Annotated in this window: 10 protein-coding genes and 1 pseudogene; 10 read left to right on the top strand and 1 reads right to left on the bottom strand. The window is 65.7% G+C overall.

Going from position 1 to position 12212, the window contains the following annotated elements:
• Window positions 1-256 precede the first annotated feature (256 nt).
• The 6 genes and pseudogenes from GFS60_RS39310 to GFS60_RS29220 form a co-directional block, all read left to right on the top strand.
• Window positions 257-765 (top strand): annotated as a pseudogene (locus GFS60_RS39310) (CoA-transferase); the annotation flags it as partial.
• A 547-nt stretch (window positions 766-1312) separates the two neighbouring features.
• Complete coding sequence (locus tag GFS60_RS29240; protein ID WP_159926553.1) at window positions 1313-2206, top strand: alpha/beta fold hydrolase; 894 nt, start codon at window positions 1313-1315, stop codon at window positions 2204-2206.
• On the top strand, window positions 2203-4089 hold the full coding sequence (locus GFS60_RS29235; protein ID WP_159926551.1) for an AMP-binding protein: 1887 nt from the start codon (window positions 2203-2205) through the stop codon (window positions 4087-4089). Before GFS60_RS29240 ends, GFS60_RS29235 begins: the two co-directional genes overlap by 4 nt.
• 114 nt (window positions 4090-4203) lie before the next feature.
• Window positions 4204-5019 (top strand): mycofactocin-coupled SDR family oxidoreductase, encoded by an 816-nt coding sequence (locus GFS60_RS29230; protein ID WP_159926549.1) that lies wholly within the window; start codon window positions 4204-4206, stop codon window positions 5017-5019.
• 11 nt (window positions 5020-5030) lie between these two features.
• Entirely contained in the window at window positions 5031-5864 is an 834-nt protein-coding gene (locus tag GFS60_RS29225) for a mycofactocin-coupled SDR family oxidoreductase (RefSeq protein WP_159926547.1), read from the top strand.
• Window positions 5865-5919: 55 nt separating this feature from the next.
• Entirely contained in the window at window positions 5920-6906 is a 987-nt protein-coding gene (locus GFS60_RS29220) for an MDR family oxidoreductase (protein ID WP_159926545.1), read from the top strand.
• Between the two features lie 102 nt (window positions 6907-7008).
• Here GFS60_RS29220 and GFS60_RS29215 read toward each other — a convergent pair whose 3' ends face one another.
• Window positions 7009-7503 carry a winged helix-turn-helix transcriptional regulator gene (locus tag GFS60_RS29215; protein ID WP_159926543.1) on the bottom strand — a complete coding sequence of 165 codons (495 nt, stop codon included), beginning with the start codon at window positions 7501-7503 and terminating at the stop codon, window positions 7009-7011.
• Window positions 7504-7750: 247 nt separating this feature from the next.
• Here GFS60_RS29215 and GFS60_RS29210 point away from each other — a divergent pair, with 247 nt between their 5' ends.
• From GFS60_RS29210 to GFS60_RS29195, 4 genes are all read left to right on the top strand, one after another.
• Window positions 7751-8614, top strand: coding sequence for an amidase family protein (locus tag GFS60_RS29210; RefSeq protein ID WP_159926541.1), 864 nt, complete (start codon window positions 7751-7753; stop codon window positions 8612-8614).
• Window positions 8615-8921: 307 nt separating this feature from the next.
• Window positions 8922-10163: an NADH:flavin oxidoreductase/NADH oxidase family protein gene (locus GFS60_RS29205; RefSeq protein WP_159926539.1), complete on the top strand. Its 1242-nt coding sequence runs from the start codon at window positions 8922-8924 to the stop codon at window positions 10161-10163.
• Window positions 10164-10177: 14 nt separating this feature from the next.
• A complete protein-coding gene (locus GFS60_RS29200) occupies window positions 10178-11761 on the top strand; it encodes a long-chain-fatty-acid--CoA ligase (RefSeq protein WP_159926537.1) in 1584 nt (527 codons plus the stop codon).
• A gap of 125 nt (window positions 11762-11886) precedes the next feature.
• Entirely contained in the window at window positions 11887-12126 is a 240-nt protein-coding gene (locus GFS60_RS29195; protein ID WP_159926535.1) for a hypothetical protein, read from the top strand.
• Window positions 12127-12212: the final 86 nt, after the last annotated feature.

Genomic DNA, 12212 nt, shown 5'->3' with positions numbered 1-12212 from the left:
ACGAAGAAAGTCGTCGACCTCGCCGCCGTAGTGTTCCAGACCTGGAAGACGCCTTTCGTGCTCCAGATTCCATCGCCGCTGAGCTGGCCTGCCGAAACACACAGTTCAGCGGCAGCAGCAAACCTATCGACGCCGACCTCGGAGAAACCCTCTGCGTGTACATCGCAGACTGGCTCCGCGCCCTCGCCGACATGCCCGTGACCGCTGTCCTGCTCGACGGCCGAGGGCTCATTCCTCGTGGCGCGCCGCCGAGAAACTGTGTGACGGCGAATACGTCAGTCTTGAAATTGGGCTTCCTACCCTGATCCCCAACTACATGCCAGCCGGTACGGATCTGGTGCTGCAGCCAGCGGCCTCCGTGAGCAGCATCTGCCCCTCCCCCTGCAGTCGCCCCCCCGGAGAATGGCAGCCTCGGTATAGGCCGTAGCCATACGAGGGCGACAAAGACCCCGACCTGATCAATGTGGGCAAGAAACCGTCACCGTTCGGCCAGGTGCCTCCTTCTTCGACTCTGCGGCAAGCTTCGAGATGATCAGATGTGGACGAATCGATGTCGCGGCCCTCGGCGCATGCCGGTGGCTGCTGCCGGCGACACCGCCAACTGGATGATTCCCGGTCACATGGTCAAAGGGATGGGCGGCGCGCTATGGATCTCGTGCACCGCGCGAAAAAGCTCGTCGTGCTCATGGGCGCACACTGCCAAAGATGGCGCACCGACGATCGTCAACGACGAGTTCACTGCCGCTGACTGGCACGCGGGTAGTCCCGGCCCCGAGGGTCGTTCGCGTGGCTTTATAGAAACCTGCCGCTGATGCCCCATTGAGGCCTGCCCGCGAACGCACCGATCCGACGCCCTATAGCCCGTCAACTTGGATCGGAGTTGCCCGTTGATCGTGTTCGGAGTCGACGCCAACAAATCCATTCATACGTTCGTCGCTGTCGACGATATCGGCCATCTGGTGGGGCAGCGCACCGTCAAGGCCACCACCGAGGGTCATCTGCGGCGATTGGGTGGGCCATCCAATGGCCGCGGTGCAGTTAGCGTGAACTGCGGGGAAACGCCTTATAACTCCGAGGCTCGTGGCATTGCCGACCCAATTCACCGATGTGCATCTGGCTGAGGCCGTTTCGCCCACCAAGCCCTCCCCGATCCAACTGTTACTTGCATCATGGAAGTGACTAGGGTTACATTTAGCTTCCCAGCCCAAACGCGAGGATTGCGGTGCTGATCGATCTGACCGTCCGTCGGGCAGAGCGCCGACGGTGGCTCTCCGAGTCGGCCACTTCTCGCTGCCAATTGATGAGGTGCAACATGAGTTCTTCCGTGAGCGATCGACCTGTCCAGCAATACCTTTCAGTCGAGGTCGAAACCCAGTACGTCGAGGTAGACGGCGTCCGGTACGCCTATCGAGAGGTGGGACAAGCCGAGCACATGGGCACGACCCCGTTGGTTTTCCTGCACCGTTTCCGGGGAACCCTCGATGACTGGGATCCGGCGTTCGTCGACGCCGTGGCCGAGCAACGGCACGTCATTCTTTTCAGTGACGCGGCGGTGGGTTCGTCCACCGGGTTGCCGGCCACGACTGTGGACGAGAAGGCAGATAACGCAGCATCCTTCGTGAGGGCACTGGGCTATGACGTCGTCGACGTGCTCGGATTCTCCATGGGTGGCTTCGTCGCGCAGGCCCTCGCGATGCGGGAACCGGCTCTGGTACGCAGCGTTGTCCTCGTCGGCACCGGCCCGGGCGGCAACGTCGAGACCGAACCGCACACCGACATCGTTTTTGGCATCGCCCTCACACCCGAGTACTCCTTCGAAGACATCCGCTACCTGTTCTTCGCCGAGGGTCGCGATGCCGAGACTCGGGCCTACATTGACCGCCACGCCCTCAGAACCGACCGCGAACCTCCCGTCGCACCGGCGACCATTCAGTCGATGGCCGGTCTGATCATGGACTTCATGGGCGGAAAGACCGACCATTACGCCCGGCTCGGCGAGATGCGCCAGCCGACGCTCATCGTCTCCGGGGACGACGACCACTTCTTCCCGGTCAAGAATCAGTGGCTGCTCTACCGGGAGCTACCCGACGCGCAGCTCGCGGTATACCCCCAGGCCGGGCACGCACCGCACCAGCAGCACCCCGATGCGGTCGCGGGCCAGGTCACGCGATTTCTACACGTCCAGGACACGGCAGCCGCTGTATGACGAACTACAGCAGCCTGTATGAGAGTTGGCGTGCGGACCCGTTGCGCTACTGGGGCGAGCAGGGAACCCGCGTCGAGTGGGACACTCCGTGGAGCGCGGTGTTCGACGCGGACACCGGTCCCTATGGCCGCTGGTTCCCCGGTGGCCGCTTGAACACCAGCCACAATTGTCTCGATCGTCACGTGGAGGCGGGCGCCGGCGACCGGCTCGCGCTGGTCTGGGACAGCGCGATGACCGGCGAAAGTGCCGGCTACACCTACCGCGAGCTGCGCGACCGTGTCGCGAAAGTCGCGGGTGCGCTGGCAGCAGTGGGCGTCGGCCAGGGCGATCGTGTCGTCATCTACATGCCGATGGTGCCGGAGGCGGCGATCGCCATGTTGGCGTGCGCACGGCTGGGAGCAGTCCACTCGGTCGTGTTCGGCGGCTTCGCCGCCTCCGAGCTCGCCTCCCGGATCGATGCTGTCGCCCCGCGGGCGATCATTGCCGCGTCCTGCGGCGTGGAGCCGGGCCGCGTGGTCGCCTACAAGCCCGTGCTCGATGCGGCACTGTCGCAGGCGCGCCACCGTCCCGAGGCCTGTTTCATCCTGCAGCGTTCACAGGCGATCGCCGAGCTTGTCCCGGGCCGCGACCACGACCTGTTGGTGGCCGAGGCAGCGGCGCAACCGCACGATCCGGTGTCCGTCGCGGCCACGGACCCGCTGTACATCCTGCACACGTCGGGAACGACGGGGCGGCCTAAAGGCATCGTCCGGGACAACGGTGGCCACGCTGTGGCACTCACCGCATCAATCGCGACGATCTTCGGCCTACAGGCGGGCGACGTCATCTGGGCCGCATCGGATGTCGGCTGGGTGGTCGGTCACTCCTACATCGTCTACGCGCCACTCCTCGCCGGTCTGACGACAGTCATGTACGAGGGCAAACCGGTCGGCACCCCGGACGCCGGCGCTTTCTGGAACATGATCGCCCGGCATCAGGTGAATGTTCTCTTCACGGCGCCCACCGCGATCCGCGCGATCAGGCGGCAGGACACAGATCTCGAGCTGATGAACCGGTACGACATGTCTTCCCTTCGTGCGGTCTTCCTGGCCGGTGAGCGGTGCGACCCGCCGACCGCGACATGGCTACAGTCCCGGATCGCCCTGCCGGTCATCGACAACTGGTGGCAGACCGAAACAGGCTGGCCGATCACCGCACGCTTCCGTGGGGGTGAGCTCACGCCGTTCAAGCCCGGTTCAGGGGGGCGGCCGAGTCCGGGTTTCGAGGTTCGGGCTCTGGGCGACAACGGCGTTCCGTTGCCGTCGGGTGAGACAGGCAACCTCGCGCTGCGGCTACCGCTGCCACCGGGGTGCGCCCCGACCCTGTGGGGCGACGACGACGGGTACCGCGCGTCCTACCTCGATGACTTTCCCGGTTGGTACCGCACGGGCGATGCCGGGCATGTCGACGAGGACGGGGACGTGTGGGTCTTGGGCCGCACCGACGACATCATCAACGTTGCGGGGCATCGCCTTTCGACCGGTGCGATGGAAGAGGTACTCGCGGCCCATCCTGACGTGGCCGAATGCGCGGTGATCGGAGTGACCGACTCGCTGAAAGGTGAGTCGCCGGTGGGCCTTGTCGTGCTCAGGTCTTCGGTGAGCCGGGACCCGGAGGCCGTCGTCAGCGAGCTCGTCGAGATGGTCCGCAACCGGATCGGTGCCGTGGCCGCCTTTCGCACCGCACTGGTCGTCGACCAACTTCCCAAGACCCGGTCCGGGAAGATCCTGCGCCGGACCCTGCGCGACCTGGCAAACGGTGAGCCTGTCCACGTGCCGCCGACCATCGAGGACGCCACTGTGCTGGAACGACTTCGCAGCACTTTCCCGGCGTCGGTTCACTGACGCCTGACAGACCCGAGACGGCCCCGATCCCGGGTCCGTTCACCCGGAGGACGAACCCCACGGAAGTTGTCCACGTCACCGTGCCGTGTCGTCCCAACAATAAGGAGAACCCACATGGGACGAGTCGAAGGGAAAGTCGCCTTCATTACCGGTGCTGCCCGTGGTCAGGGCCGGAGCCACGCCTTGCTGCTCGCAGAGCAGGGGGCGGACATCATCGCACTGGACATGTGCAAGCCACTCGCGTCGGCTCGCTACGAGCTAGCGTCGCCGGACGATCTTGCAGACACGCGTAAGTCGGTCGAGGCCCTCGGGAGACGTTGCGTCAGCGTCGAGGCCGACGTGCGTGACGAGAACCAACTCGCGCAGGCACTCCGCGAAGGTGTGTCGGAGATCGGCCCAGTTGACATCGTGATTGCCAACGCCGGCGTCGCTCTTTTCGCGGTGGACGAGGCTCACGGGGCCTGGCAGGACACGATCGACATCAATCTCACGGGCGTCTTCAACACGCTGGAGGCTGTCGTGCCTGCCATGGTCGAGCGGGGACAGGGTGGCGCCATCGTGTTGACCAGCTCCACCGCCGGCCTGCGCGGTATCCTCGGCTCTTCCCGAGCAGCTCTCGGCTATGTCGCCTCCAAGCACGGCCTGGTTGGGTTGATGCGCTCGTACGCCAACAACCTTGCAGCCCATTCGATCCGGGTCAACACGGTGAACCCTTCGGGCGTGGAGACGCCGATGATCACCGCCGAATCGATGATCGGTTTCGTCGAGGCGAATCCGCATCTTGCGCCCGACATCACCAACCCCATGCCGATCGACCTACTGCCGTGCCAGGACGTCAGCAACGCAGTGCTCTACCTGGTATCCGACGACGGCCGCTACATCACCGGAACGACCCTGTCCGTCGACGCCGGCTTCAACAACAAGAACTGAGGAGACGAATCATGACCGGACGTGTCGAGGGCAAGGTTGCATTCATCACGGGCGCCGCCCGTGGACAGGGTCGTGCGCATGCCGTGCGGCTGGCGTCGGAGGGCGCCGACATCATCGCCGTAGACCTCTGCGAGGCAATCGATTCGGTGCCGTACCCGCTGGCGACCGACACCGACCTGAAGGAGACAGTGCGCCTGGTCGAGGGCCTCGGTCGAAGGATCGTGGCAAGCCGGGCCGATGTGCGCGACCTCGCCGCACTGGAGACGGCGGTGGCCGCGGGTGTCGCCGAGTTCGGGCGCCTGGACATCGCCGTGGCGAACGCGGGCATTCTCTCGGCGGCGCCCACCGAGGCCCTGGCGGAGCAGAGCTGGCAGGACATGATCGATGTGAACCTGACGGGTGTCTACCACGCAGCCAAGGCCGCGATCCCGCACATCCGAGCGGGCGGCGCAGGTGGGGTGCTGATCCTGAGCAGCTCTGCGCTCGGGATCCGTGCCATGCCCAACCTCCCGCACTACGTCGCCGCGAAGACGGGCGTGATCGGGCTGATGCGGGCGATGGCGCTCGAGCTCGCCGCCGAGAAGATTCGGGTCAACACCGTAAACCCCAGCATCGCAGACACGCTCATGGTGCAGAACCCCGCCGTGCATCAGCTCTTCGTCCCAGACGTCGAAGACCCGACCCGCGAGCAGGCCGCGGAGGCGTTCGCCACCCTCAACCCGATGCCGACGCCCTGGGTCGATGTCGAGGACGTCGCCAACGCGGTGCTGTTCCTCGCATCCGACGAGGCGCGCTACGTGACCGGCCTCGAGATGAAGATCGACGCCGGATTCTGCCTGGCGTGACGCCGGGCGACACCATCCCATCAAAGTGTTACCCGTATGTGAAAGGAACTGTGTAGTGAGAGCAGTACAGATCGTGAAGGACGAATCCGGGCAGCGCGCAGAATTGACCGAGATCGCCGACGATGACATCGGCGAGGGTGACGTGACCATCGCAGTCGACTACTCGGCGGTGAATTTCAAAGACGGCCTCGGCGTAACGGGCATCGTTCCGGTCGTTCAGCGGTTCCCGGTCGTCGCCGGAATCGACCTGGCCGGCACTGTCGTGGACGCCCCCGCCGAGTCGGGTTTCGCGCCGGGCGACGCCGTCGCGGTAAACGGCTGGGGGCTCGCCGTCGACCACAACGGCGGGTTCGCCACACGCGCACGAGTACCGTCGGGCTGGTTGACCAGGATTCCTGCACGGTTCACCACCTGGCAGGCCATGGCGATCGGGACAGCGGGATACACGGCGGCTCTCAGTGTCGTCGCGCTCCAGCGCCGCGGCATCACCCCGCGTCAGGGTCCCGTGCTGGTGACGGGCGCCGCCGGCGGTGTCGGCTCGGTGGCCATCGCCCTGCTGGCCGCGCTCGGATACGAGGTGCATGCCTCGACCGGGCGGCCGACCGAGGAGCCGTACCTGCGGACTCTGGGAGCCGAGGAGATTATCGCCCGCTCGGAGTTGGCAGAACCTGCCGAGGCCGCACTCGGCGCCGAACGGTGGGCGGCGGCGGTGGACACCGTAGGCAGCCACACGCTGGTCAATGTTCTTGCCCAAATCCGCTACGGAGGAACGGTGGCGAACTGCGGGCTCGCCCAAGGACTCGACCTCCCCGGCTCGGTCGCGCCATTCATCCTCCGAGCCGTAACCCTCGTCGGGATCGACTCCGTCAACGCCCCCACCGGCAGCCGGGACGAGGCATGGGACCTACTGGACAAACATCTCGACGACGCCCTCCTCGAGAAGATGACCACCACGGTCCCGCTCGATCAGGCTGCGGCGGTGGCACAACAGGTCCTCGCCGGGACCATCCGTGGACGGACAGTGGTGGACGTCAACGCCTGAGCGCATCATAGAGATTCAACAGGACGGCGGGTGGCCCAGCCATACTGGTCCACCCGCCGTTCCGTCGCCGTAAGTGTCACCGTCCGCTGCTGACTGCGCCTTTCAGGCATTGACCCCGTTCTGCCGATCGAGTAGGGCGCGCAATCTGTCATCGGCGGATGGTCCGGGCCGAAAGCTCGTGTGTTCCTCATCGAGCGGATCCCCCGTAGTGCGGTCGATGAGCAGTGGCTCGACGTCGTCACCCGACTCCTTGTGCACGAGAAGGACGTTGGGCGCTTCAGGCGGAAAGTGCTCATTTCCCCAGGCGTAGAGCGCGATCAACACGGGACGGAACGCCCGCCCGGATTCGGTCAGGACGTACTCGTACCGCGGTGGGCGTTCGCTGTATTGACGCCGCTCCAGGAGACCCGCCTCGACCAGAACCCCGAGCCGACGAGACAACGAGTTGGTCGATATCCCGAGGCTCTTCTGGAACTGGTCGAAACGGGTGATGCCGTGCGTGGCGTCGCGCAGGATGAGAATGCTCCACCAATCCCCCACCCGCTCGAGCGAGAGCGCGATCGGGCAATCCATGTCCCGGTAGCTGGTACGTTCCATAATGGAAGCATACCGCCAGCGGCGACCTGTTCTATAAGGTCACCCCCCGGGCAGCACGAAGGTCCGCGAGCGCGACGAGCTCATTCCGCGCAACGCTGCCCGATCGCCGGGCGAAAACAACACCGGCACACAGCAGTCAAGATCAACAGCCATCTCGCCCCGGTGCCCGCGCGAATCTGTACGGTTCCTTCACACCGTCAAATGTGCTACGTTTTTTTCAAGTCATTACTTGAAAAATGGAGTTCCGATGAGTGACATCACTTTCGCGCCGGCCCGTGAGCAGGCCCGAGCCGTGGCTTCCGGTGAGGTATCGAGCGTGGAGCTCGTCGACCTGCATCTCGAGCGGATCGCTGCTCACAATCGCCGACTGAACGCGATCGTGACCCTCGATCCTGACCGGGCGCGCGCGGAGGCCGCCGCCGCGGATTCGAAGCGCGCCGCGGGCGAGGAGCTCGGACTGCTGCACGGCCTGCCGATCACCCTGAAGGACAGCTTCGAGACGCAGGGGATGCGAACGGTGTGCGGACGCCGGGATCTCGAGGGCTACGTGCCGAAGCAGGATGCCGAGGCGGTCACCAGGCTCCGCGCCGCTGGGGCGGTAATCATGGGCGCATTCAGCTACGACCGCTCCGGACTGACACCGGCCTCGAACGCCGCACTCCTCGGTCGGCTGCTGCAGCACCCCCGGGGCGACGCCGGGCACGCCCTGAAGGGCACGTTCCAGTCGCACTACAGCTGGATGCAGGCCGACACTGCCCGCCACGCGATCCGACTGCGATGGATCGAGTTCTTCAAGGACTTCGACGTCGTGCTGATGCCCGTCGCCCCCACGGTCGCACCTCCCCACCACAACAGGCTGGTCGACAAGTTCGGCCGCTCGATCGACGTCGACGGCGAACAGCGCCCCTACTGGGACCAGGTCAAGTGGAGCGCCCTCGCGAACATCTCGGGTGGGCCGGCCACCACGATCCCGGTGCGCCGGGGGCGGACCGGACTGCCGGTCGGGCTGCAGGTACTGGGTCCCGCCGGGGGCGATCTCACCACGATCGAGTTCGCGGCGCTGCTGGGCCGTGAGGTGGAGGGCTACGTGCCACCACCGGCCTACTCATAATGCGGCGGGGCGCAAACTCAGCAGGCCAGTCGCTATCGGTGCCGACGCCAGCGTGCATCTCATCCTGCCCTGCCCGACAGCGGCATTCGTGCCCGCGAGGCGCCGGCGCATCCCAGGTCCACCCCGCTCCGCGCAAGTCGGCGGCTCGCCGATCGTGACCCGGACGCCGGGCTTGACCAGCTGCTCGACGGTCACGGCCCAGAGGTCCCTCACCACCCTCGAAACCATTCCAGTTCATGAGCGACACCATCAACTCTTCTTTTATGAAGTTTCATGGTTGTCGAATCCGCATCCCAAGGAGCACATCGTGACCTCGCTGCACGAACCCCTGACCCTGCCCAACGGCCGGGTGCTGCCCAACCGGATCATGAAGTCCGCATTGAGCGAGGCGCTCGGCGACAAGAAGAACTCCGCCGACCACCGGCTCGAACAGCTCTACCGAACATGGGGTGAGGGCGGGTACGGGCTGATCATCACCGGGAACGTCATGATCGATCGCCGTCAGCTCGGCGAGCCCGGCAACGTCGTGATCGAGGACAACCGGGATCTGGACGCGCTGAAGCGCTGGGCCAAGACCACACAGGACGCGGGCGTCCCGATCTGGGTGCAGCTCAATCATCCCGGCCGCCAGTCGAACCCACTCGCGATCGGCCACACTCCCGTTGCCCCGAGCCCGATCCCGCTCGACTTTCCCGGTGCCACTGCGCCGCGCGAGCTGACTCCGGCCGAGATCGAGGACATCATCGAGCGTTTCGCGAACGCCGCGGCCGTGTGCGAGGAGGCCGGCTTCGACGGTGTCCAGGTGCACGGAGCCCATGGTTACCTTGTCGCGCAATTCCTCTCGCCACTGTCGAATCAGCGCACCGACGAGTGGGGAGGCGACCCGCAGCGCCGCATGCGCTTCGTACTCGAGGTCGTTCGCCGCATCCGGTCCCGCGTCTCACCGAGCTTCGCCGTCGGCATCAAGCTCAACTCGGCCGATTTCCAGCGCGGCGGCTTCACCGAGGAGGAGTCCCGCGGCGTTCTCGCCGCACTGGCCCAGGAGGGCATCGATCTGATCGAGGTCAGCGGCGGCAGCTACGAGTCTCCGGCGATGATGGGCACTGCGGCGGCATCGACGCGGGCTCGGGAGGCCTATTTTCTCGAGTACGCCCGCACCGTCCGCGCACTGGTAGGTGACATCCCCTTGGCGGTCACCGGCGGCTTCCGATCGCGTACTGCGATGGACAACGCCATCGAAAATGGTGAATGCGATGTCGTCGGCATCGGTCGCCCCACGGTCACGACTCCGGATGCCGCAGAGGTCATCCTCACCGGACGCGCTCCGGCCCTCGTCGCCCATCAGCTACGCCTCGGCATGCGCCGGGTGCTCGGCAAGATCGCCGACGTCAAGGCACTCGACGGCTTGCTCGACCTCAACTGGCACACGGACCAGTTGCACCGCCTCGGCGCCGGACTTGCACCGGATCCGAACCGCGGACGCCTCACTACTGCCGTCGCCATGGTGCGGCGCAACGGTCGAACGTCTTTCCTGCCCAAGCGCGGCTGACCCCAGGGAGTGTCATGTTGAACTTGTCGATCCTTCTCGAGGACTCCGCCCGCAGGTATCCCACCCGTCCCGCGCTGGTGTTGGGCGACACGCGGCTCACGTACGCCCAAGTCGACGCCGACGCCAATCGGGTCGCCAACCTCCTCGTCGAACGCGGCATCCAGCCGGGCGACAAGGTTGCGCTCAGCTGCCCGAACCTGCCCTGGTTCCCGATCATCTACTACGGCGTCCTCAAGGCCGGCGCGGTCGTCGTCCCGCTCAACGTGCTTCTCAAGGGCCGCGAGGTCGCCTACCACCTCGCCGACGCCGACGCGAAGGCGTACTTCTGCTTCGAAGGCACACCCGACCTGGCTATCGGCACCGAGGGCCACGCCGGATTCCGGGAGTCACCCGCTGAGCACTTCTTCCTGATCACCGCCGATCCCGCGGCGCCGAGCCCGATCGAGGGCCTCGAGACTCTGGGCCAGGCGCTGGCGGCACAGCCCACCACCTTCGACTCCGTTGTCACGGAGGCCACCGACACCGCGATCATCCTCTACACCAGCGGCACGACCGGGCAGGCCAAGGGCGCCGAACTGTCGCACGCGAACACGATGCTCAACACCCTCACCGTCAACCGGCTCTTCGACAACCAGCCTGCCGGGGACACCCACGTCCTCACCCTTCCGCTCTTCCACACCTTCGGTGCGACCGTGCAGATGCACGCCGGCTTCTCCATGGCGGCAACGCTGCTCCTGGTCCCCCGCTTCGACGCGCAGCAGGTGATCGGACTCATGCAGAAGGAGGACGTCACCTTCTTCGCCGGGGTACCGACGATGTGGTGGGCGCTGCTCGATGCGCTCACCGACGACGTCGACATCGACCGGATCGCCGGAAACCTGCGCATCGGCGTCTCCGGCGGGGCCAGCCTTCCGCTCGAGATCATCACCAAGGTGAAGGAGCGGCTCGGCGTCCAGATCCTCGAGGGCTACGGACTCTCGGAGACCTCCCCCGTCGTGACATTCAGCGACCCGGACCGGGAGCCACGGGCAGGCTCGATCGGCGTCCCCATCTGGGGTGTGGAGTGCAAACTCGTCGACGACGAGTGGAACGAAATCACAGACGACGGCTCGGGCAGTGCGATCGGGGAGATAGCGATCAAGGGCCACAATGTCATGAAGGGCTATTACGGGCGTCCGGAGGCCACCGCCGAGGTCATCAAGGACGGCTGGTTCCGCTCCGGCGACCTCGCAGCCAAGGACGCAGACGGCTTCTTCTACATCGTCGACCGCTCCAAGGACATGATTATCCGCGGCGGCTTCAACGTATATCCCCGTGAGATCGAGGAGGTGCTGATGACGCACCCCGACGTCAGCCTCGCGACCGTGGTCGGCGTGCCGCACGAGAGCCACGGCGAGGAGGTCAAGGCGTTCGTCATCCTCAATCCCGGTGCCCGGACCACCGACGACGAGCTGGTCGCCTGGGGAAGGGAGCAGATGGCGGGCTACAAGTACCCCCGCATCGTCGAGATCGTGGCGTCACTGCCGATGACCGCCACCGGCAAGATCCTCAAGCGCGAGCTCAGCTCGCGCCCCACCGTGCCGCCGGCACATCCGTAACCAACTGATGAGAGTCGGTCAGGAGCGCGGCGCCGCCGACCCGCATCGAGAAGCTCTTACTCACGGTATGGCGCCGGCAGTTCCGGGGAATATCAAACCCCTTCTGCCGTACCGTCTGCCGACCGGTGCTTGGCAATGTTCTTGCCGGTCCCGTCGTCCGCGTCGAATCCGGGGTGCGGCAACTGGCCAAGCATCTGTGTGCGTCCGTGGCCACGACAACGAGCACGACGCATGCCGAGTGGGCCAAGCGCCTGAGTGCGGAAACCGTGATCGACCACAAGAAGGACGGTTTCACGGAGATCCTGCACGACTACGATCTGGTCCCCCTCACCCTCGGCGGTGAAACTTTGGGGTTGTTCGAGTAATGGACCCGCCCGGCACGGACGGCGAGCGCGTTCCAGGCGCCCCCTTTTCGAGGTGGGCGACGTCGATCGGGCGACACCCAGGCCCG

It is taken from the genome of Rhodococcus sp. WAY2 (assembly GCF_009859915.1).
GTDB classification, from domain to species: domain Bacteria; phylum Actinomycetota; class Actinomycetes; order Mycobacteriales; family Mycobacteriaceae; genus Rhodococcus_F; species Rhodococcus_F oxybenzonivorans.
This window is presented reverse-complemented; position numbering and strand designations above follow the sequence as displayed.